The organism is Microbacterium oleivorans (assembly GCF_023715745.1).
Lineage (GTDB): Bacteria > Actinomycetota > Actinomycetes > Actinomycetales > Microbacteriaceae > Microbacterium > Microbacterium oleivorans_D.
Map to the genome: position 1 here is coordinate 73,496 of NZ_JAMBOV010000003.1, position 23,366 is coordinate 96,861.

22 protein-coding genes are annotated in these 23,366 nt (G+C 68.2%); 15 read left to right on the forward strand and 7 right to left on the reverse strand.

Translation table 11 applies throughout. The features are described from left to right. Window positions 1–6: 6 nt before the first annotated feature. Window positions 7–618, forward strand: coding sequence for a signal peptidase II (lspA, locus tag M3190_RS08255; RefSeq protein ID WP_251580498.1), 612 nt, complete (start codon window positions 7–9; stop codon window positions 616–618). Further along, window positions 605–1,528: an RluA family pseudouridine synthase gene (locus M3190_RS08260; RefSeq protein ID WP_251580499.1), complete on the forward strand. Its 924-nt coding sequence runs from the start codon at window positions 605–607 to the stop codon at window positions 1,526–1,528. The genes lspA and M3190_RS08260 overlap by 14 nt, the downstream gene beginning before the upstream one ends. 35 nt (window positions 1,529–1,563) lie before the next feature. On the opposite strand, the gene M3190_RS08265 is transcribed toward M3190_RS08260, so the two are convergent. Then, window positions 1,564–2,037, reverse strand: coding sequence for an NUDIX hydrolase (locus M3190_RS08265; RefSeq protein WP_251580500.1), 474 nt, complete (start codon window positions 2,035–2,037; stop codon window positions 1,564–1,566). A 48-nt stretch (window positions 2,038–2,085) separates the two neighbouring features. Here M3190_RS08265 and dnaE point away from each other — a divergent pair, with 48 nt between their 5' ends. The 5 genes from dnaE (at window position 2,086) to M3190_RS08290 (ending at window position 9,690) form a co-directional block, all read left to right on the forward strand. Further along, a complete protein-coding gene (gene dnaE / locus M3190_RS08270) occupies window positions 2,086–5,604 on the forward strand; it encodes a DNA polymerase III subunit alpha (protein WP_308222248.1) in 3,519 nt (1,172 codons plus the stop codon). A gap of 65 nt (window positions 5,605–5,669) precedes the next feature. Then, window positions 5,670–6,824 (forward strand): hypothetical protein, encoded by a 1,155-nt coding sequence (locus M3190_RS08275; protein WP_251580501.1) that lies wholly within the window; start codon window positions 5,670–5,672, stop codon window positions 6,822–6,824. A 20-nt stretch (window positions 6,825–6,844) separates the two neighbouring features. Then, window positions 6,845–8,146, forward strand: coding sequence for a histidinol dehydrogenase (gene hisD, locus M3190_RS08280; protein WP_251580502.1), 1,302 nt, complete (start codon window positions 6,845–6,847; stop codon window positions 8,144–8,146). Between the two features lie 13 nt (window positions 8,147–8,159). Next, complete coding sequence (gene nrdR / locus M3190_RS08285) at window positions 8,160–8,633, forward strand: transcriptional regulator NrdR (protein WP_251580503.1); 474 nt, start codon at window positions 8,160–8,162, stop codon at window positions 8,631–8,633. Between the two features lie 37 nt (window positions 8,634–8,670). Continuing rightward, on the forward strand, window positions 8,671–9,690 hold the full coding sequence (locus M3190_RS08290) for a quinone-dependent dihydroorotate dehydrogenase (RefSeq protein ID WP_251580504.1): 1,020 nt from the start codon (window positions 8,671–8,673) through the stop codon (window positions 9,688–9,690). 73 nt (window positions 9,691–9,763) lie between these two features. Here M3190_RS08290 and M3190_RS08295 read toward each other — a convergent pair whose 3' ends face one another. Further along, entirely contained in the window at window positions 9,764–10,324 is a 561-nt protein-coding gene (locus M3190_RS08295) for a DUF3043 domain-containing protein (protein ID WP_217531295.1), read from the reverse strand. 52 nt (window positions 10,325–10,376) lie between these two features. Between M3190_RS08295 and M3190_RS08300 the strand changes: the two genes are divergently transcribed. The 6 genes from M3190_RS08300 (at window position 10,377) to M3190_RS08325 (ending at window position 16,262) form a co-directional block, all read left to right on the forward strand. Continuing rightward, on the forward strand, window positions 10,377–11,783 hold the full coding sequence (locus tag M3190_RS08300) for a M20/M25/M40 family metallo-hydrolase (RefSeq protein ID WP_251580505.1): 1,407 nt from the start codon (window positions 10,377–10,379) through the stop codon (window positions 11,781–11,783). A gap of 117 nt (window positions 11,784–11,900) precedes the next feature. Next, complete coding sequence (erpA, locus tag M3190_RS08305) at window positions 11,901–12,266, forward strand: iron-sulfur cluster insertion protein ErpA (protein ID WP_251580506.1); 366 nt, start codon at window positions 11,901–11,903, stop codon at window positions 12,264–12,266. 115 nt (window positions 12,267–12,381) lie between these two features. Continuing rightward, window positions 12,382–13,281, forward strand: coding sequence for an aa3-type cytochrome oxidase subunit II (ctaC, locus tag M3190_RS08310; protein ID WP_251580507.1), 900 nt, complete (start codon window positions 12,382–12,384; stop codon window positions 13,279–13,281). Then, a complete protein-coding gene (gene ctaD, locus M3190_RS08315) occupies window positions 13,281–15,023 on the forward strand; it encodes an aa3-type cytochrome oxidase subunit I (protein ID WP_251580508.1) in 1,743 nt (580 codons plus the stop codon). Before ctaC ends, ctaD begins: the two co-directional genes overlap by 1 nt. Next, window positions 15,024–15,458, forward strand: a complete 435-nt coding sequence (locus M3190_RS08320) for a cytochrome c oxidase subunit 4 (RefSeq protein WP_251580509.1) — start codon at window positions 15,024–15,026, stop codon at window positions 15,456–15,458. Window positions 15,459–15,464: 6 nt separating this feature from the next. Further along, window positions 15,465–16,262, forward strand: a complete 798-nt coding sequence (locus M3190_RS08325; RefSeq protein WP_251580510.1) for a PP2C family protein-serine/threonine phosphatase — start codon at window positions 15,465–15,467, stop codon at window positions 16,260–16,262. 18 nt (window positions 16,263–16,280) lie between these two features. On the opposite strand, the gene M3190_RS08330 is transcribed toward M3190_RS08325, so the two are convergent. The 5 genes from M3190_RS08330 to ctaE form a co-directional block, all read right to left on the reverse strand. Then, on the reverse strand, window positions 16,281–16,706 hold the full coding sequence (locus tag M3190_RS08330) for a rhodanese-like domain-containing protein (protein ID WP_251580511.1): 426 nt from the start codon (window positions 16,704–16,706) through the stop codon (window positions 16,281–16,283). A gap of 80 nt (window positions 16,707–16,786) precedes the next feature. Then, window positions 16,787–18,610 (reverse strand): cytochrome bc1 complex cytochrome b subunit, encoded by a 1,824-nt coding sequence (qcrB, locus tag M3190_RS08335; protein WP_251580512.1) that lies wholly within the window; start codon window positions 18,608–18,610, stop codon window positions 16,787–16,789. Then, complete coding sequence (gene qcrA / locus M3190_RS08340) at window positions 18,607–19,683, reverse strand: cytochrome bc1 complex Rieske iron-sulfur subunit (protein ID WP_251580513.1); 1,077 nt, start codon at window positions 19,681–19,683, stop codon at window positions 18,607–18,609. Before qcrA ends, qcrB begins: the two co-directional genes overlap by 4 nt. Before the next feature lie 40 nt (window positions 19,684–19,723). Continuing rightward, window positions 19,724–20,521 carry a cytochrome bc1 complex diheme cytochrome c subunit gene (gene qcrC, locus M3190_RS08345; RefSeq protein ID WP_251580514.1) on the reverse strand — a complete coding sequence of 266 codons (798 nt, stop codon included), beginning with the start codon at window positions 20,519–20,521 and terminating at the stop codon, window positions 19,724–19,726. A 24-nt stretch (window positions 20,522–20,545) separates the two neighbouring features. Next, entirely contained in the window at window positions 20,546–21,190 is a 645-nt protein-coding gene (gene ctaE, locus M3190_RS08350; protein ID WP_064002312.1) for an aa3-type cytochrome oxidase subunit III, read from the reverse strand. 122 nt (window positions 21,191–21,312) lie between these two features. On the opposite strand from ctaE, the gene trpD reads away from it, so the two are divergent. Both trpD and M3190_RS08360 read left to right on the forward strand, forming a co-directional pair. Beyond that, a complete protein-coding gene (trpD, locus tag M3190_RS08355; RefSeq protein WP_251580515.1) occupies window positions 21,313–22,365 on the forward strand; it encodes an anthranilate phosphoribosyltransferase in 1,053 nt (350 codons plus the stop codon). Between the two features lie 7 nt (window positions 22,366–22,372). Further along, a complete protein-coding gene (locus M3190_RS08360) occupies window positions 22,373–23,365 on the forward strand; it encodes a PHP domain-containing protein (RefSeq protein ID WP_251580516.1) in 993 nt (330 codons plus the stop codon). The last annotated feature ends 1 nt before the right edge of the window (window position 23,366 follow it).

Here is a 23,366-nt window from a genome sequence, read left to right on the forward strand (position 1 = left end):
CGCACGTTGTCGAGCCGAACGTCCGCGTCGCGGACGACACTGCGCGCCGCAGCGGCCGGCACCACCATCGCGATCCTCGCGGTGCTGGTGCTGGCCGCTGACCAGTTCACGAAGTTCCTCGCTCTTGAGAACCTGCCCGAGCGGCAGGCGGTCCCGGTGCTCGGAGACTTCTTCCAGCTGTACCTGACCTTCAACCCCGGAGCGGCCTTCTCCCTCGGTGAGGGAGTGACCTGGGTGTTCACCCTCGTCCTCGCCGCCGCCGCCGTGACGATCGTCGTGCTCGCGGTCACGCGGGTGCGCTCGCGAGCCTGGGCGATCGTCCTCGGACTGCTGCTCGGCGGCATCCTCGGAAACCTCGGCGACCGCCTGTTCCGCGCCCCCGGATTCCTCGTCGGACACGTCGTCGACTTCATCCACACGCCGTGGCTCTGGCTGGGGTTCCCGTCGGCCATCTACAACGTCGCCGACTCGTTCATCGTCACGATGATGCTCGCCGTCGCGATCCTCGTCCTCCTCGGCATCCGTTTCGACGGATCACGGGAGAAGGATGCCGCGACTGCGGCGACCGCCGTCGACGAGGAGTCGTCGGCGCCCGCTGATCCTCATGCCCAGCCGTAGTCTCCCGGTTCCCGACGGCTTGGACGGCACGCGGGTCGACGCCGCGTTGGCGAAGCTCCTCGGCTTCTCCCGGACCTTCGCGGCAGAGGTGGCCGAGGCAGGGGGAGTGGAACTCGACGGGCGCACCGTCGGCAAGTCCGACAAGCTCGCCGCCGGCGCCTGGCTGCAGGTCGACTGGGAGGACAAGCGGGGTCCTGAGATCGTCGCGATCGCCGTACCCGATCTCGGTATCGTCCACGACGACGACGACATCGTCGTGGTCGACAAGCCGGCGGGTGTCGCCGCGCATCCTTCGCTGGGGTGGGAGGGCCCGACCGTCGTCGGGGCCTTGGCGGCGGCAGGGTTCCGTATCGCGACGTCGGGCGCCGCCGAGCGACAGGGTGTCGTGCACCGGCTGGACGTCGGCACGAGCGGTCTCATGGTCGTCGCGAAGACGGAGCGTTCGTACACCGCGTTGAAGCGTGCGTTCAAGGAACGCGAGGTCGACAAGATCTACCACACGGTCGTCCAGGGCCACCCCGACCCCTTGGTCGGGACCATCGACGCGCCCATCGGCCGCCACCCCAGCCACTCATGGAAGTTCTCGGTCACCCCCGACGGCAAGGACTCGGTGACGCACTACGAGACGCTCGAGGCGTTCCCCCGTGCCTCGCTGCTCGAGGTGCATCTCGAGACGGGGCGCACGCACCAGATCCGGGTGCACATGGCCGCCCACCGGCATCCGTGCGTCGGAGATCCCCTCTACGGCGGCGACCCGACGCTCGCGCAGCGGCTGGGGCTCACCCGGCAGTGGCTCCACGCGCGCGAGCTCTCCTTCGCTCACCCCGCGACGGGGGTGTGGTCGACCTTCCGCTCGGAGTATCCGGCGGACCTCGCCCACGCCCTGGAGATGCTGCGCGACCAGTCGTGATCCTCGGAGCGGAGCACCGTGACCTGCCCTGAAAGTCAGCGGCCGCCGGCGAAGCTCGCGGGATCGTCTTCGGCGATGGCGAGGGCGATCTTGCGAACGTGGGTCTGATCGACGTCCACCAGCTCGCCGAGGCCGAACCACCCGACCTCGGTGAGTTCCCCGTCGGCCGGATGCGGCTCGCCCGACACCCAGTCGCAGCGGAAGACGAGGTCGAGGTAGTCGACCTGGTCGCCGTTGGCGTACTGGATGCGGGGGATCTGTTGGACGGCGGCGAGGCGGGTGGCGCGCACCACGACGCCCGCCTCCTCGCGACACTCCCGCACGGCCGCGTCGGCGGGCTCCTCTCCGGGATCGACGATGCCCGACACGGGTTGCCACGACCCGTTGTCCGCCCGCCGTCCGATCAGCACCTTCTCGTCGCGGAAGACGATCGCGGTGACTCCGACGAGGGGGAGCGGGGCAGTGCCGATCTTCTCGCGCAGGGCGAGGACGAACTCGGGAGTGACCATGCCGACCAGCCTAGGTCCCGTGTCGGACCCGGAACGTAGACTCGATCCGTGGCATCCGATTCCTTCGTCCATCTGCACGTGCACAGCGAATATTCGATGCTCGACGGGGCCGCGAAGATCGGCGCGATGACGCAGGCGGCAGCTGATTACGGGATGCCGGCGATCGCCGTCACCGACCACGGCAACACCTTCGCCGCCTTCGAGTTCTACCGTGCCGCCCAGTCCGCCGGGGTCAAGCCGATCATCGGTCTCGAGGCCTACGTCACGCCGGGCACCCACCGCGGCGACAAATCCCGTGTCGCCTGGGGCTCGCCCGATCAGAAGAGCGACGACGTCTCCGGCTCCGGTGCGTACACCCACATGACGATGTGGAGTCAGAGCACCGAGGGCATGCACAACCTCTTCCGGCTCAGCTCGCTGTCGAGCATCGAGGGCTACTACTTCAAGCCGCGCATGGACCGCGAGCTCCTGCAGACCTACGGCAAGGGCCTCATCGCGACGACCGGCTGTCCGTCGGGCGAGGTGCAGACCCGACTGCGACTGGGGCAGTACGAGGCGGCCCGAGCCGCCGCTGCCGAGTTCCAGGACATCTTCGGCAAGGAGAACTACTTCGCCGAGATCATGGACCACGGGTTGTCGATCGAGCGTCGCGTGATGACCGACCTCATCCGCCTGTCGAAGGACCTCGGCATTCCGCTCGTCGCGACCAACGACTCGCACTACACGCACCAGCACGAGGCCGACGCTCACGCCGCCCTCCTCTGCGTGCAGTCGGGATCGACGCTCGACGACCCGAACCGCTTCAAGTTCGACGGCGACGGCTACTACATCAAGACCGCGCAGGAGATGCGCCAGCTCTTCCGCGATCATCCCGAGGCCTGCGACAACACCCTGCTCATCGCGGAGCGGTGCGAGGTCGAGTTCAACACCTCAGCGAACTACATGCCCCGCTTCCCGGTCCCCGAGGGCGAGACCGAGGACAGCTGGCTCATCAAGGAGGTCGAGGCGGGCCTTCACTACCGCTACCCGGACGGTATCCCCGACCGGGTCCGCAAGCAGGCCGAGTACGAGACCGGGATCATCCTGCAGATGGGCTTCCCGGGGTACTTCCTCGTCGTCGCCGACTTCATCAACTGGGCCAAGGACAACGGCATCCGCGTCGGTCCCGGCCGTGGCTCGGGTGCGGGCTCGATGGTCGCGTACGCCATGCGCATCACCGACCTCGATCCGCTCGAGCACGGCCTGATCTTCGAGCGGTTCCTCAACCCCGACCGCGTCTCGATGCCCGACTTCGACGTCGACTTCGACGACCGCCGCCGCGGCGAGGTCATCGACTACGTGACCGAGAAGTACGGCTCCGAGCGGGTCGCGCAGATCGTCACCTACGGCACGATCAAGTCGAAGCAGGCGCTGAAGGATGCCGGTCGGGTCCTCGGATTCCCCTTCTCCATGGGCGAGCGCCTCACCAAGGCGATGCCTCCGCCCGTCATGGGCAAGGACATGGAGCTCGGCGGCATGTTCGACGCGAAGCATCCGCGGTACAAGGAGGCGAGCGAGTTCCGCTCGCTCATCGAGACGGACCCCGAGGCGAAGACGGTCTTCGACCGGGCGATCGGCCTCGAAGGTCTGAAGCGCCAGTGGGGTGTGCACGCGGCCGGGGTCATCATGTCGAGCGAGCCCTTGATCGACATCATCCCGATCATGCGGCGCGAGCAGGACGGTCAGATCGTCACGCAGTTCGACTATCCGTCGTGCGAGACCCTCGGCCTCATCAAGATGGACTTCCTGGGGCTGCGCAACCTCACGATCATCTCCGACGCCCTCGACAACATCCGCAGCAACCGCGGGGAGGAGCTCGATCTCGAGCACCTGGAGCTGGACGACCGTGCGGCCTACGACCTGCTGAGTCGCGGTGACACACTCGGCGTCTTCCAGCTGGACGGCGGGCCGATGCGGTCGCTGCTGCGCCTCATGAAGCCCGACAACTTCGAGGACATCTCGGCCGTCATCGCGCTGTACCGACCGGGCCCCATGGGGGCGAACTCGCACACGAACTACGCCCTGCGCAAGAACGGCGTGCAGCCGATCACCCCCATCCACCCGGAGCTCGAGGAGCCGCTGCGGGAGATCCTCGACACGACGTACGGCCTGATCATCTATCAGGAACAGGTCATGGCGATCGCGCAGAAGGTGGCCGGCTTCTCGCTCGGTCAGGCCGACATCCTGCGGCGCGCGATGGGCAAGAAGAAGAAGTCCGAGCTCGACAAGCAGTACGAGGGCTTCTCGGGCGGCATGAAGGAACGCGGTTTCGGCGAGGGCGCGATCAAGGCCCTCTGGGACATCCTGCTGCCCTTCTCCGACTACGCGTTCAACAAAGCCCACTCCGCCGCCTATGGGCTGGTGTCCTACTGGACCGCGTACCTCAAGGCGCACTATCCCGCCGAGTACATGGCCGCCCTCCTCACGAGCGTCGGCGACTCGAAGGACAAGATGGCGGTGTACCTGAACGAATGCCGTCGGATGGGCATCCGTGTGCTGCCGCCCGACGTAGGGGAGTCGATCCGCTACTTCGCGGCGGTCGGCGAGGACATCCGATTCGGGCTCGGCGCTGTGCGCAACGTCGGCACCAACGTCGTGGACGGGATCGTCTCGGCGCGAGCGGATGGAGCGTACGCGAGCTTCCACGACTTCCTGGCGAAGGTCCCCGCCCACGTCGCGAACAAGCGGACCGTGGAATCGCTCATCAAGGCAGGGGCGTTCGACTCGCTCGGTTCCACGCGGCGCGCGCTTATGGAGATCCACGAGGACGCGACCGAGCAGGCGGTCCTCGACAAACGCCGCGAGGCCAACGGCGAGGTCGGATTCGACTTCGACAGCCTGTGGGGCGACGACGAGCCGCAGCAGGTCGCGCGTGTCCCGGAGCGTCCGGAGTGGACGAAGAAGGACAAGCTCGCCTTCGAACGCGAGATGCTCGGCCTCTATGTCTCCGATCATCCGCTGGCCGGGCTGGAGATCCCGCTGGCCAAACACGCCTCCACCTCCATCCACGACCTCCTTGTCTCCGAGGACATCTCCGACGGGGACATCGTCACGATCGCGGGTCTGGTCACGAGTGTGCAGCACCGCGTCGCGAAGCAGAGCGGCAACCCGTACGGCATGATCACCGTCGAGGACTTCGACGGTGAGGTGACCGTCATGTTCATGGGCAAGACGTACACCGAGTTCCAGTCGATGCTGCAGGCCGACTCGATCCTCGTCGTCCGAGGTCGGGTCTCCCAGCGCGACGACGGGCGCAACCTGCACGGTCAGTCCGCGTTCGTACCCGACCTCGGATCGGTGGATGCGGCGGGGCCGCTCGTCCTCCTCCTCCCCGAGCATCGGGCGACGGAGACGACGATCGGTCAGCTCGCGGCGGTCCTGGACCGGCATCCGGGGAACACGGAGGTGACGCTCAAGCTGCATCGGGCAGGCGTCGCCAAGGTCTTCGAGGTCCCCGCGCAGGTGGGGGTGACAGTCGACCTCTATGGCGAGTTGAAGGGTCTGCTGGGACCCCAGTGTCTCGGCTGAGTCGGCTGAACCGAGCGGGGTAGGATCGCAGGCGGTGCCCCCCGGCGCCGCGCGGAAGGAGTATCGTGACCGATCAGAAGCCGACCCCCGAGACGCCCGACGAGAACGGGAGCAGTGTCGAGGATCTCGACATCACCGTGGTCCGTGCGCCCGAGACCGCGGTGTACGACACCTCGTCCGCCGACAACGAGACCGAGGCGTACGACTTCTCGGCGGATGCCGGGGCTCCCGTCCCCGCAGAGACCGGGGCGCCCACCGTCGCGCAGCCCGCCGACGAGGTCCCCGCCGCGGCCCCGGACGAGCCTGTCGTCGCCCCCGTCGATCCGGCCCCCCTGGCAGAGCCGACGAACGCGGCAGAGCCGATCGACCCAGCGGATCCCACGAGCCCGGCCGAGCCCGGACACATCCCCCCGCAGTACGGCATCGGGCCGTTCTCGCTGCGCGAGGTGTCGTTGCTCGGCGTCTGGGCACTCGCATTCATCTTCTCGTTCTTCCCGCTCTACGGGGACAGCCCCTACACCCAGCTCCTGGGGGGCTCGAGCGTATGGTCGTCGGGCATCGACTGGATCCTCGCGATCGGCGTGCCGACGGTGGCGGTCTTCCTGCTCGTGCTCCGCCGCTTCTCGCCCGACGGCATCCGTCGGGTCGGCTCCCTGGGGATCGATCAATTCGCCTCCGTCGCCTTCTCCGTCTCGGCTGTGCTCTGGTTGAGCTGGCTCTGGAACAACATCGCCCGCGGCGCCGCCACCGGCATCTGGCTGAGCAGCTGGGTCGTGTGGGTCGAGGTCATCCTCATGGCCGCCGGTGTCGCGCTGACCGTGGTGGCTCCCTTCATCCCGCCGTTCCACGAGGACTTCCTCCACCGCAGCGAGACCGTCTCGCACCGCGTCGCCCGCGGCGCGCGCCCCGTCGTGGCGCGTCCGATCTCCGACGCCCGCTTCACGATGGCGGCGCCGTCGGTCGACCCCGACCCGGCACCGCTCGGTGACCCGATCGAGGACGACGAGCCTGCGCCGGCTCCGGCCTCCGCGCACCAGGCGTTCTGGGCGCTCGCCCCGGTCGAACGCGACGTCGTGGACGAGAACGGGACCCCGCTGTTCCGCATCGGCCCGACCGCGTGGGCGCTCGTCATCGAGGACCGCGGGGACTCGTTCGTCGTGCGCCACGAGGACGGCCGGATCGGCTACCTGACGGACGTCTCGGGCGTCACCCGGGGCTGAGCCGCCGGTACCCTGGAGGGATGCTCCGCACGATCGACCTCCGCGGTCGCGCCGCCTCCCCGGCCGACCTCCTCGCCGCTGTTCCCCGTGCCACCGCTGCGCGAGACGAGGCGCTGACGACGGCGGCAGCGGTCGTCGCGGACGTCGCGGCCCGGGGCGAGGCGTCCCTGCGTGAGCAGGCCGCGCGGTTCGACGGCGTGGAGGGTCACGACATCCGGGTCCCGGCCGCCCACCTCGATGAGGCACTGACCTCCCTCGACCCGGCGATCCGTCGTGCGCTCGAGAAGGCGATCGACCGGGTCCGCCGGGCGTCGGCCGCCCAGGTTCCGGCGCCCGTCGTGACCGAGATCGATCCCGGAGCGCGCGTCGAGCAGCACTGGCGGCCCGTCCGCCGGGCTGGGGTCTACGTGCCCGGCGGCAAAGCGGTCTATCCCTCGAGTGTCGTGATGAACGTCGTGCCCGCGCAGGTCGCCGGCGTCGCGCAGGTCGCTCTCGCCTCCCCGCCTCAGCGCGATCACGGCGGCCGGGTGCACCCGGTCATCCTGGCCGCGGCACGGCTGCTCGGGATCACCGAGGTCTACGCGATGGGCGGCGCCGGGGCGATCGGCGCCTACGCGCACGGCGTTCCCGGGCTCGGCCTCGACCCGGTCGACGTGATCTCGGGCCCCGGCAACAACTTCGTCGCCCTCGCCAAGCGTGTCGTGGCCGGCATGGTCGGCACGGACTCCGAAGCAGGCGCCACCGAGATCCTGATCGTGGCCGACGACTCCGCCGATGCGCGGCTGGTCGCCGCCGATCTCGTCAGTCAGGCTGAACACGACGAGCAGGCGGCAGCCGTCCTCGTGACCGACGCACCCGCCCTCGCCGAGGCGGTCGTGGTCGAGGTCGAGCGGCGCTCGGCCGCGACGCACCACGCCGACCGCGTCGCGCAGGCGCTGGCCGGTCCGCAGTCCGCCGTCGTCCTCGTCGACGACATCTCCACGGCGACGGCGTTCAGCAACGCGTACGCGCCCGAGCACCTCGAGCTGCACCTGGCCGATCCGCACCCGGAGGACTTCGTCAACGCCGGCGCCGTGTTCGTCGGCGCCTGGACCCCGGTGAGTCTGGGCGACTACCTCGCGGGCAGCAACCATGTGCTGCCGACGGGCGGTCAGGCGAGATACGCGTCCGGCCTCTCGGCATCCACCTTCCTCCGCCCGCAGCAGGTCATCACCTACGACCGCGAGGCACTCGAGGCGGTGCACGACGACATCGTGACGCTCGCCGGCGCCGAGATCCTGCCGGCGCACGGTGAGGCCGTGACGGCGCGCTTCGACGCGTAGGCTGGATGCCGCCATGCACTGCCCGTTCTGCCGTCACTCCGATTCCCGCGTCATCGACTCGCGCACGAGCGACGACGGGCTCAGCATCCGTCGTCGTCGGCAGTGCCCTGAGTGCGGTGGACGGTTCTCCACGATCGAGACGGCGAGTCTGAACGTCATCAAGCGCTCCGGCGTGATCGAGTCGTTCAGCCGCGAGAAAGTCATGTCGGGCGTCCGCAAGGCGTGCCAGGGTCGCCCCGTCACCGAGGCGGATCTCGCCATGCTCGCCCAGGCCGTCGAAGAGGCCGTCCGCCAGACCGGTGTCTCGCAGATCGACACGAACGAGATCGGTCTGGCGATCCTCGGGCCTCTCCGCGAACTGGACGAGATCGCCTACCTGCGTTTCGCGAGCGTGTACCAGGCCTTCGAGACGCTCGACGACTTCGATGAGGCGATCGCGCTGCTCCGCGCGGATCACGCGCAGCGGGTCCCGCGGGACGAGGTCTGATCACGGCGTCTGCGCCGTCGCCCTAGGCTGGGAGCCGATGTATCGACTCCTCTTCGACCTCGTCCTCCGCCGACTGGACCCCGAGACGGCCCACCATCTCGGGATGGTCGTCATCCGCCTCGCCGCCGTCCCCCCGTTCTTCTGGGTCGCGCGAGCTCTCACGCGACCGGACCCGCGGCTGCGCACCGAGGCGCTCGGTCTGGTCTTCGACTCGCCCTTCGGCGTGGCCGCGGGCTTCGACAAGAACGCCGTCGGGGCGCTCGGCCTGCACGCTCTCGGATTCGGGCACATCGAGGTGGGTACCGTCACGGCGATCCCTCAGGAGGGCAACCCGCGCCCGCGCCTGTTCCGCCTCCCCGCCGACCGCGCGCTCATCAACCGCATGGGGTTCAACAACGAGGGCGCCGCTGTCGTCGCAGGCCGTCTGGCGCGCATGAGGCGACGTGCGCACCGCCCGGTCCTCGGCGCGAACATCGGCAAGTCGCGCATCGTAGACGTCGCCGACGCCACGGCGGACTATGTCGCCAGCACGCGACTCGTCGCCCCGGTGGCCGACTACCTCGTCGTGAACGTCTCCTCCCCGAACACCCCGGGGCTGCGCGGTCTCCAGGCCGTCGAGACCCTGCGTCCTCTGCTGACCGCGGTGAAGGATGCCGCGGGCGCGACACCGCTCCTCGTGAAGATCGCCCCCGATCTCACGGACGACGAGATCGACGGCATCGCCGCTCTCGCGGTCGACACCGGGCTGGCCGGCATCGTCGCGACGAACACGACGATCGCCCGGACGGGACTGACGACGGATGCCGCATGCGTCGAGGCGATGGGGGCCGGAGGCCTCTCCGGTGCCCCGCTCCGGCAGCGCTCGCTCGACGTGCTCCGCCGGGTGCGCGCGGCGGTGCCCGCCGACTTCTGCGTCATCGCCGCCGGGGGAGTGGAGACCGCCAGGGACATTCGTGAGCGGCTCGCCGCCGGTGCCGACCTCGTGCAGGGCTACAGCGCATTCATCTATCGCGGACCGCTCTGGGCGCGCGAGGTCAACCGCGGGCTGGTGCGCTGAGCCCCGGCATCCGCTCCACCCACGACGACGGCCCCGCACCTTCCGGTGCGGGGCCGTCGTGGTTGTCCGGGGCTCAGCTCGGGTATTCGCCCCGCTTGACCTGCGGCTTCGGCAGACGCATGAACCGCATCTGCACCGAGCGCATCGCCGCGTACCAGCCGAGACCCTTCTCGCGGCGGTCGCCCCACTTGGCGGCGGCGAGCTTCTTCACCTTGCGCGAGAGCATGATCATGTCGGCGACCACGAAGAGCAGGTAGGCCCAGAGGCCGATGTACGCGTAGAAGACGACGGCGGTGTTCGGGACCAGGGCGAAGAGGATGACGATGACGAGCAGCGGCATGACGAGCTCGCCGAAGTGCCAGCCGGCGTCGGTGTAGTCGCGCGCGAAGCGCCGCTGCGGGCCGCGGTCGCGAGGCGTCAGGTAGCGCTCGTCGCCGTTGGCCATGCCGATCCGGGCCTTCTCGCGCTGGGCCGCGAGCTCCGCCTTCGCTCGCGCACGAGCCTCCTTCGTGTTCGCCACGAGAGGCCGCTTGCGCGCCGCTTCCTGCTCGGCGCGCGTGGGCGTCGGGCGGTTCTTCCCGGCGCCGGTGGGGGCGTCGGGGGCGGTGTCGGCGGGAGGCGGTGTCTTTGCCACGGGGCGGTTCCTCGGAATCGGCGAAAAAGGCGTGCGACATAAGATTACCCGCATGACTTCCGACACCACCCGGTCTTCCGCGGTGCGGGAGGCGGCCCTCACCCAGGTTCCCGCCGCCCTCGCCGACCTCGGCTCCCTCGTCCGCATCCCCTCGATCGCGTTCCCCTCGATCGCGTTCCCCGGATTCGACCGCGCCGAGGTGCAGCGCAGCGCCGAGGCGGTCAAGGCGATCGTCGACGACCTGGGGATCTTCGAGCGGGTGGAGATTCGGACCGCGGTCATCCCCGAGACGGGAGAGGAGGGGATGCCGGCGGTGCTGGCCACGCGACCCGCGCGAAACGGTCGGCCGACGATCCTCCTCTACGCGCACCACGACGTGCAGCCGGTCGGCGACGAGTCGCTGTGGGAGTCCCCGCCCTTCGAGCCGACCCTGCGGAACGGTCGCATCTACGGTCGCGGTGCGGCCGACGACAAGGCGGGCATCATGGCCCACATCGGTGCGCTCCGTGCGCTGGTCGAGTCGGTCGGTCCGGACTTCGACCTCGGCGTGAACCTCTTCTTCGAGGGGGAGGAAGAGGCCGGGTCCGCGTCGTTCGCGCAGTTCCTGAGCGACAACGCCGATGCGCTGCGCGCCGACGTCATCGTGGTCGCGGACTCGGGAAACTGGGACTCCGAGACACCGGCGCTGACGGTGTCGCTGCGCGGTAACGTCCGCTTCACCCTCGACATCGAGACGCTCGAGCACGCTTCGCACTCCGGGATGTTCGGAGGAGCCGTCCCCGATGCCATGCTCGCGGCCGTCACGCTGCTCGCGACGCTGTGGGATGGGGACGGTGCGGTCGCCGTCGACGGGCTCGAATCGCGGGACGCCGAGACCCCGCCGTATTCGGAGGAGACGCTGCGCAGCGAGGCGGGGCTGCCCGAGGGTGTGTCGCCGATCGGGCGCGATGAGATCCTGAGCCGCATCTGGAACAAGCCGTCGATCACCATCACGGGCATCGATGCGCCCAGCGTGCGGAACGCGTCGAACACGCTGTCGCCGAAGGTCTCCGTCGTCCTGAGCACCCGTGTCGCTCCCGGCCAGGCGGCTGCCGACGCGTTCGCCGCGATCGAGGCGCACCTCCGCAGCCGGGCACCGTTCGGCGCGCGGCTGACATTCCGTGACGTCGACTTCGGAAATCCCTTCCTGGTCGACACCTCCGGCCCGGCCGTCGAAGCTGCCCGTGCTGCGCTCGAGAGCGGCTACGGCCGTACCCCGATCGACATCGGTGTGGGCGGCTCGATTCCCTTCATCGCCGATCTGGTGCGGGAGTTCCCGGGGGCCGAGATCCTCGTGACCGGTGTCGAGGATCCGCATGCCCGGGCGCACAGCCCCAACGAGTCCCTGCACGTCGAGACGTTCCGCAACGCGCTGGTGTCTGAGGCGCTGCTGCTCGCGGCACTCGACGCATCCGACTGATCCCGCGCGACGATCCACTCGGGTCGCCGGGCCGACGGGCGCGCCGGGACGTAGAATCGAGAGAGCACGCCGCCCCCGTTCCTGAAGAGCACTGGCGGCCCGACCATGGGGAGAGTCATGACCGACATCGCCACGCAGTCCACCGACACCGTTCCCGCCCACGGCGTCGCCCTCACAGACGCCGCCGCCGAGAAGGTGAAGAGCCTGCTGTCGCAGGAGAACCGCGACGACCTGCGGCTCCGGGTCGCGGTCCAGCCCGGCGGATGCTCGGGCCTGATCTACCAGCTCTACTTCGACGAGCGGTACCTCGACGGCGACAAGACGGTCGACTTCGACGGCGTCGAGGTCATCGTCGACGACATGTCGGTGCCCTACCTCGACGGCGCGAAGATCGATTTCAAGGACACGATCTCGGAGCAGGGCTTCACGATCGACAACCCCAATGCCGCCGGCAGCTGCGCCTGCGGCGACAGCTTCCACTGATCCATCCCGGGCTCCCTCGATCGGTGCCGGCCATCCTGAGCGGATGGCCGGAACTCCGTAAGAGGTTGCCCTAGACTGGCATGAGTCTGACCTTCATGTCCCCGAAAGGTGCACTGTGCGCGTCAATCGCCGACTCCGTTGGGTAGCTCTCCCGCTCACGATCGCCTCCGCGGTCGCGCTGGCGGGCTGCAGCCCCACGACAGCGAACGGCTTCCTCCCCGGCTTCGACGAGGAGGGCGGCCAGGCGACGAACCACACGTCGATGATCGCCGGCCTCTGGACCACGTCGTGGATCGTCGTCCTCGCCGTCGGCGTCATCACCTGGGCCCTCATGGGCTGGGCTGCCATCGCCTACCGGCGTCGCAAGGGGCAGTCGGGTCTGCCCGTGCAGCTGCGCTACAACATGCCGATCGAGATGTTCTTCACGATCGCTCCGGTCATCCTCGTGCTGGGCTTCTTCGCCTTCACCGCTCGCGATCAGACGATCATCGAGACGCAGCACGAGACCCCTGACGTCTGCATCACCGCGATCGGCAAGCAGTGGGCATGGGACTTCCAGTACAACGGCTCCGACTGCAACGACACCGAGGAGTCCGTCTGGACGATGGGTGTCCAGGCGCAGACCGACGCGCAGGGCAACATCACCAACGAGCTCCCCGAGCTCGTCCTCCCCGTCAACAAGAAGGTGACGCTGCAGCTCGAGTCTCGCGACGTCATCCACTCGTTCTGGATCGTGGACTTCCTCTACAAGAAGGACATGTACCCGGGACGCGACAACTACTGGTCCTTCGTCCCCACCAAGGAGGGCGAGTACGTCGGCAAGTGCGCCGAGCTCTGCGGCCAGTACCACTCGATGATGCTCTTCAACGTGAAGGTCGTCTCGGAGTCCGAATACGAGAACTACATCGCTTCGCTCGAGGCCCAGGGGCAGACCGGCGACATCGATGACGTCCTCGATCGACAGCAGAACGCACCGGGCACCGGCGCACCTGCCGCTGAGGGAGAGAACAACTGATGGCCACCATCACGCCTCCGGCACCGACCCTTCCCCCTCGCCAGGCGGCACTGCTGAGCCGCTCGCGCGTCGAGCACAAGGGCAACATCGTGGTGAAGTGGATCACCTCCACCGATCACAAGACCATCGGGTACATGTACCTGATCGCGTCCGTGCTGTTCTTCATGCTCGGCGGCGTCATGGCGCTGATCATCCGTGCGGAGCTCTTCGAGCCCGGCATGCAGGTGGTGCCGACCAAGGAGCAGTACAACCAGCTGTTCACGATGCACGGCACGATCATGCTGCTGATGTTCGCGACGCCGCTGTTCGCCGGCTTCGCCAACGCACTGCTGCCGCTGCAGATCGGCGCGCCCGACGTCGCGTTCCCGCGACTGAACGCCTTCGCGTTCTGGCTCTTCACCTTCGGCTCGACGATCGCCGTCGCCGGCTTCCTCACCCCGCAGGGTGCGGCCGCGTTCGGATGGTTCGCCTATCAGCCGCTGGCGAGCGAGAGCTTCAGCCCGGGTGCCGGTGGTGACCTCTGGATGCTGGGCCTCGGCATGAGCGGTTTCGGCACGATCCTCGGTGGCGTCAACTTCATCACCACGATCATGACGATGCGCGCGCCGGGTATGACGATGTGGCGCATGCCGATCTTCAGCTGGAACACGCTGGTCACCAGCATCCTGATCCTGATGGCGTTCCCGGTCCTGGCGGCGGCGATCTTCGCCGCGGCAGCCGACCGCATCCTCGGCGCTCACGTCTACGACCCGGCGAACGGCGGTGTCCTGCTCTGGCAGCACCTGTTCTGGTTCTTCGGCCACCCCGAGGTGTACATCATCGCGCTGCCCTTCTTCGGCATCGTCTCGGAGATCTTCCCGGTGTTCAGCCGCAAGCCGATCTTCGGCTACAAGACCCTCGTCTACGCGACCATCGCGATCGCGGCCCTCTCGGTGTCGGTCTGGGCGCACCACATGTACGTGACGGGTGCCGTCCTGCTGCCGTTCTTCGCCCTCATGACGATGCTCATCGCCGTCCCCACGGGCGTGAAGATCTTCAACTGGATCGGCACGATGTGGCGGGGTTCCATCACGTTCGAGACGCCCATGGTCTTCGCATTGGGCTTCCTGGTCTCGTTCGTCTTCGGTGGTCTGACGGGCATCATCCTGTCCTCGCCGCCGCTGGACTTCCACGTCTCCGACTCGTACTTCGTCGTGGCGCACTTCCACTACGTCGTCTTCGGAACCGTCGTCTTCGCGATGTTCGCCGGCTTCTACTTCTGGTGGCCGAAGTGGACCGGCAAGATGCTGAACGAGCGCCTCGGCCTCGTGCACTTCTGGCTCCTGTTCATCGGCTTCCACATGACGTTCCTCATCCAGCACTGGCTCGGCGCCGACGGCATGCCGCGACGCTACGCCGACTACGCGATGCAGGACGGCTGGACCTGGCAGAACCAGGTGTCGACGATCGGCTCGATGATCCTCGCGGCATCGATGGTCCCGTTCCTTCTGAACGTCTGGATAACGGCCCGTACCGCGCCTCGCGTCACGGTCAACGACCCGTGGGGCTACGGAGGCTCGCTCGAGTGGGCGACCAGCTGCCCGCCGCCCCGCCACAACTTCACGTCGATCCCGCGTATCCGCAGCGAGCGCCCCGCATTCGACCTGAACCACCCCGAAGCCGGCATTCCGGTCGGCGTGGGTCCCGCGAAGGACGCACCCGACGCCCCGGTGGTCGATCTGACGAACGGTGAGGTCAAGTAAGTGAAGACCAACGTCAACCTCTGGTGGATCCTGACCGCGTTCTTCGGTCTCGTCGCCGTCGTCTACGTGGCGTGGAACATCATCGCCCACCCGCAGCTCCCGGTGTTCAACCGGATCGAGTGGGTCGGCTCCGTCGCCCTCGTCTTCGTGACGGCGATGGGTGCGATGATCGCGTTCTACACGAGCCGTGTCGAGAAGGCGCAGGGCGGCGTCCTCCCCGAGGATTCGCTCACCGCTGACATCGACGACGGCGACCCCGAGATGGGCGAGTTCTCCCCCTGGTCCTGGTGGCCGCTGGTGCTCGCCGGTTCGGCAGCCGTCGCGTTCATCGGGCTCGCCGTCGGCGAGTTCATGATCCCGATCGGGCTCGGCATCTTCGTCGTCGCCATCGTCGGCTGGGTCTACGAGTACTACCGGGGCTACTTCGCCCGCTGAGTCCCCGTGCGCATCCACGCAGGCGTCCGATCGGACGTCGGAGGCTACCGCGACGTCAACCAGGACGCCGCCTTCGCATCGCCGTTCGCCGCAGCTGTGGCGGACGGCGTTGGCGGTGGTCCGTCCGGCGACCTCGCATCCGCAGCGATCATCCACAAGCTGATCACCCTGCGTGGTGCACTCCCGTCCGCGGCAGAGCTCATCGAGCGGCTGAAAGCCGCGAACTGGGACATCGGTGCACACATCCGCCGCGATGCCGCACTCGCGGGGATGGCGAGCACACTGACCGGTGTGTGGCTCACCGCCGGTGAGGAGCTCGTCGTGGCGCACACCGGCGACTCCCGGGCCTACCTCCTGCGGGACGGCGGCTTCGTGCGTCAGACGCGGGACGACTCCTTCGTGCAGGCCCTGGTCGACCGGGGGCTCGTCCGTCCCGAGGATGCCTGGACGCACCCGCGCCGCAACGTCATCACCGCATCCTTCGGCGGCAACGACGAAGACGTCGTCCGGGTCGAGACGCGCGACGTACGTGCCGGCGATCGATGGTTCCTCTGCAGCGACGGCGTCACCGACTACCTACCCGAGGACGCACTGGCAGAGGTCCTCCGAGGGGAGACGGACCCGGTCCGAGCGGCACATGCTGTCGTCGAGCTCGCGCTCGAGGCAGCGTCCCGCGACAACGTGACGGCCGTCGTCTGCGACGTCGTGGGCGATCAGCCGGACGCCACCGTGGTGCCGGTGATCGCGGGTGCTGCGGCTTCTCGATGGACCGAGGTCATCGAGGCGGGCCTGGCGAGCGCCTGAGCGGGCGCTCGGCGGCGACTACGCCTCAGCGCGCACCGGCATCACGAGCGGGTCGAAGACCCGGGGGAGCGGGCCGGATGCCGCGTCCACCGGCATCCCTTCGCGAGCCCAGTACTCGAACCCGCCGATCATCTCGCGCACGGTGTAGCCGAGCTGCGCGAACTCGACCGCGCCGCGGGCGCCGCCGTTGCAACCGGGGCTCCAGCAGTAGACGACCACCGGGGTGCCCGCCGGGATCTCCTGCGGTGCGCGGATCGCGATTTCCCGGTAGGGCATGTGCAGCGCGCCACGCGCGTGTCCCTGGTCCCACGCCTCTCGGTTGCGCACGTCGACGAGCACGAACCGGTCGCCGGCCTTCTGAGCGGCGTAGACGTCGCTGGGGTCCGTCTCGTGCCGCAGCTTCGTCTGGAAGTAGGTGAGTGCGTCTGTGGGGGAGGAGGTCATGTCTCGACGCTAAGGGAATGACAATGCGGCGGGGTCCGGCCTGTCGGTCAGACCCCGCCGCATTTCTGCCAGAGAGGCAGTCAGCTGTTCGAGCTGTCGTCCTTCTTCCGCGGCGCGTCGTCGACCACGATGATGTTCGACGGGCGGTTGGCGGTCTCGGGGTTGTGGCCGTCGTCGATCGGGTGCAGCGGCGCGTTCGGCACGCCGGCACGCTCGTGAGCCCCGCGGAGCTCCTCCTGCTCCTCGTGCGCGATGTGCTCGAGCGCGTGGTGCTGGTGGGCGATCGCAGCATCCAGCTCGGTCTGCGTGACCGGCGAGAGGCGGTCCTCGAAGAACCAGCGCGACAGCGAGGCGCGGACGTTCTGGTGCCAGGGGATACGGCCGTTGTCGTTGGGACGGACCACCAGGGGCTCGTGGACCTCGAAATCGATCAGCTTGACACGCTCGTACGCGTCGACGGGCTGGTGGACCTCGATGTACTCGCCGCCGGGCAGGCGGACGATACGACCCGACTCGTAGCCGTGGAGCGCGATCTCGCGGTCCTTCTTCTGCAGTGCGATGGCGATCCGCTTCGAGACGAAGTAGCCGACGATCGGACCGATGAACAGCAGCGCCTGGAGGGAGTGGATCACCCCTTCCATCGTCAGGTGGAAGTGCGTGGCGATGATGTCCGACGACGCGGCGGCCCACAGGACGGCGTAGAAGATGACGCCTGCGACACCGATGGCGGTGCGGGTCGGCGCGTGACGCGGCCGCTGCGCGATGTGGTGCTCTCGCTTGTCACCCGTGACCCACGCCTCGATGAACGGGTAGACCGCCACGAGGACGATAAACAGACCGAGCACCGCGACCGGGAGCAGGATGCCGAACGAGAACGTGTGGTCGAACAGGACCAGGTCGAGGTTCGAGGGTGCCAGACGCAGGGCGCCGTCCGCGAAGCCGATGTACCAGTCGGGCTGGGTGCCGGCGGAGACGGGGGACGGGTCGTACGGACCGTAGTTCCAGATCGGGTTGATCGTGAACATCGAGGCGATGAGGACGAGCACACCGAACGTGATGAACAGGAAGCCGCCCATCTTCGACATGTAGATCGGGACCATCGGGTAGCCCACGACGTTGTCGTTCGTGCGGCCGGGGCCGGCGAACTGGGTGTGCTTGTTGATGATCATCAGCATCAGGTGAGCTGCGATCAGGGCGATGAGGATCAACGGCAGCAGCAGGATGTGCAGCGTGTAGAGGCGGCCGACGATCGCCATACCCGGGAACTCGCCGCCGAAGAGGAGGTACGAGGTCCAGGTGCCGATCAGCGGCAGACCCTTGATCATGCCGTCGATGATGCGGAGGCCGTTGCCCGAGAGCAGGTCGTCCGGCAGCGAGTAGCCGGTGAATCCGAGCGCCATGGCGAGGATGAACAGGACGAACCCGATCACCCAGTTGAGCTCACGCGGCTTGCGGAACGCGCCCGTGAAGAAAACGCGCAGCATGTGCACGCCGATCGCGGCGATGAACAGCAGCGCGGCCCAGTGGTGCAGCTGGCGGACGAGCAGACCACCGCGGAGGTCGAAGGAGATGTTCAGCGTCGACTCGAGAGCAGCGGACATCTCGATGCCGCGCAGCGGTGCGTACGCGCCGTTGTAGTGCGTGGGCGCCATCGAGGCTTCGAAGAAGAACGTCAGGAACGAGCCCGACAGGAAGACGACGACGAAGCTCCAGAGCGCGATCTCGCCCAGCATGAACGACCAGTGGTCGGGGAAGATCTTGCGGCCGATCTCCTTGACGAGCCCAGAGATGCTGGTGCGCTCGTCGAGGTAGTTGGCCGTGGCGCCGATGAAGCGGCCGCCGAGCGGCTTCTCAGCCGGCTTGGCCACCGCTGTGGTGGACGAGGATTCAGTCACGGTGCTCAATGACGCTCCCAGAAACTTGGCCCGACGGGCTCTTCGAAGTCGCTCTTGGCGATCAGGTATCCGTCTGCGTCGACCGTGATGGGCAGCTGGGGGAGCGGGCGGGCGGCCGGGCCGAAGATGACCTCGGCGCCGCGCGACACGTCGAACTGCGACTGATGGCAGGGGCAGAGCAGGTGGTGGGTCTGCTGCTCGTACAGCGCGACGGGGCATCCGACGTGCGTGCAGACCTTCGAGTACGCGACGATCCCGTCGTAGGACCAGTCGAGGCGGTTGTACTCGGCGGGCAGCTGCTCGGGGAGCAACCGCATCAGGAGGACGATGGCCTTGGCCTTCTCCTCGAGGTATCCATCCAGGTGGTCGACGTCCTTGAGGGACTCGGGGATGACGTGCACAGCGGAGCCGAGCGCAACGTCGGCGGCGCGGATGGGGAGTCCGGACGGGTCGTGCGCGAGGCGCTCACCCTCCTTCCACATCGTGTGCTTGAGCAGCGCAACCGGGTCCCCCGCGAGCGGGTGCTCCTCCGAGGCGTGCGGCGCCAGGCCGCGGAACAGCGTCACGCCCGGGACGATCGAGGCGACGAGGGCAGCGATGAGACCGCCACGGATGGCGGTGCGACGGCCGAACCCGGACTCCTCATTGGCCTCACGGAAGACGTCGACGGCAGCCTCGCGTGTCGACTCCTTGCCGCGGGTCGAATGGCGCGCCTCGATGTGCTCCTTGTCGGGCATGATCGCCTTCGACCAGTGGATCGCAGCGATACCGATGGTCAGTAGCGCGAAGCCGATGCCGAGGCCGATGAACAGGTTGTTCGCCCGGATGTCGCCGAAGGCGCCGCTCTCGATCGGGAACAGCATGTACGCGGCGACAGCCCAGAGGCTGGCGGCGAGCGAGATGTAGAACAGCGTGTAGACGGTGCGGACCGCGCGGGCCATGGCCGCCGGATCCTTGTCGGTCACGCGCTCGCGGTGCGGCGGCAGACCGGGGTTCTGCACGGGGTCGGCGACCGCGACGACGAGACCCGACGAAGGCTGAGGAGCCTTCTCGAGCGCCTGCGGCTCTTCCTCGTGTGACATTGTGCTCCTCGTCCGTGAAATTCTGTGCGTCGGTGGTGGGTCAGTTGGACTTCGCGGTGATCCACACCGCGATGCCGATCAGCGTGCCGATCCCGAAGATCCAGATGAACAGACCCTCGGAGACCGGTCCGAGCGATCCGAGCGTGAAGCCACCCACGGGCTCGCTCTTCTGGAGGTACATCAGGGACGAGATGATGTCGCGCTTCTCGTCGGGCGTGATGGTCATGTCGTTGAAGACCGGCATGTTCTGCGGGCCGGTGACCATGGCCGCGTAGATGTGCAGAGGGCTGGTCTTGGTCAGAGCCGGAGCGTACTTGCCCTCGGTCAGAGCACCACCGGCGGCGGCGACGTTGTGGCACATCGCGCAGTTGATGCGGAAGAGCTCGGCGCCCTCGGTGAGGTTACCTTCACCGTCGAGGATCCGCTCGTCCGGGTAGGTCGGGCCGGGGGCGACCGACTGCACCCAGGCGGCCATCGCCTTGATCTGGTCCTCGGTGAACTGCGGGGCCTTCTGAGGAGCCTGCGGACCTTGGGCCTGCAGCGGCATGCGGCCGGTGGAGACCTGGAACTCGACGGACAGCTCTCCCACTCCGTAAAGGGAGGGGCCGTCCGCCGTGCCTTCGAGGTCGAGGCCGTGGCACGTCGCGCAGTTCGCCTGGAACAGCTTCTTGCCGTCCTCGACGGTGAGCGTGGAGGTCTCGGTCGACGTCGTCGAGGCCATCGCCGCGGACGCACCGGCGTAGATGCCACCCGTGAGCAGCAGGCCGACGCCGATCAGAGCGGCGGCCGCCCACTTGCTGCGACGGCCCGTCTGCCGACGCGGGGTCTTGGATGCCATTGAGGAACTCAGCTCCGCTCTGTGTTACCGGATGAAGTAGATGACGGCGAAGAGGATGATCCACACCACGTCGACGAAGTGCCAGTAGTACGACACGACGATCGCGGAGGTCATCTCCTTTCGACCGAAGTTCTTGACGGCGAAGGCGCGTCCGATGATGAGCAGGAAGGCGATGAGGCCACCCGTCACGTGGAGAGCGTGGAAGCCCGTCGTCAGGTAGAAGGCCGACGCATACGAGTCGGCGCTGATGGGCATGCCCTCCGCGATCAGGGTGGCGTACTCCCACACCTGACCGGACACGAAGACGGCGCCCATGATGAAGGTCACGTAGAACCACTCGACCATGCCCCACTGGCGGAAGTTCCAGAGGGAACCGCGGCGGTAGGGCTGGAAGCGCTCGGCGGCGAAGACGCCGGCCTGCGCCGTGAACGACGACAGCACCAGGATGAGGGTGTTCACCGCGGCGAACGGGATGTTCAGCAGCTCGGTGCGGGCGGCCCACAGCTCCGGCGAGGTGTTGCGGATCGTGAAGTAGATGGCGAAGAGGCCGGCGAAGAACATGACTTCGCTGCCGAGCCACACGATCGTGCCGACGGCCACCGGGTCCGGTCGTTTCACCGAACGCAGTGCCTGGTTGTATGTCGCGGGAGTGGTCGTCACGCTCCCCATTATGGCCGATGTTGGGGGAGGGTTTCGCATTCCTGAAGGTACTCGTCCCTTTCTCCGGCATCGGATCGTGCGATGTCCGGGCCGCGAGTCGCCTGACAGAGTGCTGAGTAGGATCGGGAGGCATGGCGGACATGTACTCCTGGCCCGAAATCCTCACCTCGGTGCTCTCCGGGCAGGACCTCAGCGTTTCGGAGTCGACGTGGGCGATGCGCCAGGTCATGCAGGGCGACGCGACTCCCTCCCAGCTCGCCGCCTTCCTCGTGGCGCTGCGCGCCAAGGGTGAGACGGTCGACGAGGTCGTCGGGTTCCGCGACGCCATCCTCGAGGCCGCGGTGCCTCTCCCGGTGCCGGCCGATGTGCTCGACATCGTCGGCACGGGCGGTGATCGTTACGGGACCGTGAACGTCTCGACCACGGCGTCGGTGATCGTGGCGGCCACCGGCATCCCGGTCGTGAAGCACGGCAACCGCGCCGCCAGCTCCAAGTCGGGGTCGTCGGACGTGCTCGCCGCGCTCGGCGTCGACCTGACGAGTTCGCCGGAGCGGGTCGCCGAGGTGCTCGACGAGGTGGGCATCACCTTCGCCTTCGCGTCCGCCTTCCACCCCGGGTTCCGTCACGCCGGCCCCACGCGCGCCGAGCTCGGCATCCCGACCGTCTTCAACTTCCTGGGCCCGCTGTGCAACCCGGCGCGCGCGGAGGCCAACGCCGTCGGCGTGGCACACGTCGACCGGGTGCCGCTCATCACGGGCGTCTTCCAGACGCGCGGCGCGACGGCGCTCGTCTTCCGGGGTGACGACGGCATGGACGAACTCACGACGACGGGTCACAGCCGGGTCTGGGAGATCAGTCGAGGCGACGTCCGCGAGCACGACTTGGACCCCCGTGATCTGGGCATCCCGCGTGCGGAGATCGCCGACCTCCTCGGCGGGGACGCCGAGCACAACGCGGGCGTCGTCCGCCGTGTCCTGCAGGGTGAGACGGGACCGGTGCGCGACATCGTCCTCCTGAACGCCGCCGCAGGCATCGTGTCGTACCGCCTGTTCCGGGATGCCGGTCAGCTGCAGCTGTCCTTCGTGGAACGCCTCGCGGAGGCGTATGCCGAAGCGGCGGCGGCCGTCGACTCGGGCGCGGCAGCGGCGAAGCTCGACGCCTGGGTCGCGGCATCCGGGCGCTGAGGCCGACATGGATCCGATCGAGGCGCTGACGGAGATCGCTGAGCTCCTCGAGCGTGATCGCGCCTCCCGGTACAAGTCGAAGGCGTTCCGCGCCGCCGCGAAGACCCTGGCGGACCTGACCGCGGACGAGCGAGCCGACCTGCCCCGCCTCCGTGCGCGGAAGGGGATCGGCGGATCCACATTCGCCGTGATCAGCGAGGCGATGTCCGGTCGGGTGCCCACCTACCTCGCGGACCTCCGGGAGCGCGTATCACCGCCCGTCGCGTCGGCGCTGCGTTCGCATCTGCGCGGCGACCTGCACGCGCACTCCGAGTGGTCGGACGGTCTCACGTCCATCGACCTGATGGTCGAGGCGGCGCGTGCCCTCGGCCACGAGTACCTGGCGCTGACGGACCATTCGCCGCGCCTGCGCGTCGCCCGCGGTCTCTCCGCCGAGCGCCTGCGCGAGCAGCTGACGCTGATCCCCGGGTTCGGCGACGCGACGTTCACGCTGCTGAGCGGCATCGAGGTCGACATCCTCGACGACGGATCATTGGACCAGGAGGACGAGCTCCTGCGTTCGCTGGACGTCGTGGTCGCGTCGGCGCACTCGGCACTCCGCATGGAACGCGGGCCGATGACCCGGCGGCTCGTTGCGGCGGCATCCGATCCCCGTGTGGACGTGCTCGGTCACGTCACGGGCAGGCTCGTCTCGGGGTCGCGGGGGACGCGGCCGCCCTCGACCTTCGACGCGCGCGCGGTGTTCGAAGCGTGCGCCGAATACGGCACCGCCGTCGAGATCAATTCGCGCCCGGAGCGCGAGGATCCGCCGGACGACCTGCTCGCCCTGGCGATCGAAGCGGGATGCCTCTTCTCGATCGACTCCGATGCGCACGCGCCGGGGCAGTTGTCCCTGCTCGATCACGGTGCGATCCGCGCGGAGCGCGCGGGGGTTCCTCCCGAGCGCATCATCACGACGTGGCCGCTGACGCGCCTGCGGGACTGGAAGGCGTCGCGCTGAG

Coding starts and splice junctions, on each gene's coding strand:
- ctaD (WP_251580508.1), top strand. CDS start 13,281: ATGGCCACCATCACGCCTCCGGCACCGACCCTTCCCCCTCGCCAGGCG.
- trpD (WP_251580515.1), top strand. CDS start 21,313: ATGGCGGACATGTACTCCTGGCCCGAAATCCTCACCTCGGTGCTCTCC.
- M3190_RS08300 (WP_251580505.1), top strand. CDS start 10,377: ATGACTTCCGACACCACCCGGTCTTCCGCGGTGCGGGAGGCGGCCCTC.
- M3190_RS08360 (WP_251580516.1), top strand. CDS start 22,373: ATGGATCCGATCGAGGCGCTGACGGAGATCGCTGAGCTCCTCGAGCGT.
- hisD (WP_251580502.1), top strand. CDS start 6,845: ATGCTCCGCACGATCGACCTCCGCGGTCGCGCCGCCTCCCCGGCCGAC.
- ctaE (WP_064002312.1), bottom strand. CDS start 21,190: ATGGGGAGCGTGACGACCACTCCCGCGACATACAACCAGGCACTGCGT.
- M3190_RS08330 (WP_251580511.1), bottom strand. CDS start 16,706: ATGACCTCCTCCCCCACAGACGCACTCACCTACTTCCAGACGAAGCTG.
- qcrA (WP_251580513.1), bottom strand. CDS start 19,683: ATGTCACACGAGGAAGAGCCGCAGGCGCTCGAGAAGGCTCCTCAGCCT.
- M3190_RS08260 (WP_251580499.1), top strand. CDS start 605: ATGCCCAGCCGTAGTCTCCCGGTTCCCGACGGCTTGGACGGCACGCGG.
- M3190_RS08265 (WP_251580500.1), bottom strand. CDS start 2,037: ATGGTCACTCCCGAGTTCGTCCTCGCCCTGCGCGAGAAGATCGGCACT.
- nrdR (WP_251580503.1), top strand. CDS start 8,160: ATGCACTGCCCGTTCTGCCGTCACTCCGATTCCCGCGTCATCGACTCG.
- M3190_RS08290 (WP_251580504.1), top strand. CDS start 8,671: ATGTATCGACTCCTCTTCGACCTCGTCCTCCGCCGACTGGACCCCGAG.
- erpA (WP_251580506.1), top strand. CDS start 11,901: ATGACCGACATCGCCACGCAGTCCACCGACACCGTTCCCGCCCACGGC.
- qcrC (WP_251580514.1), bottom strand. CDS start 20,521: ATGGCATCCAAGACCCCGCGTCGGCAGACGGGCCGTCGCAGCAAGTGG.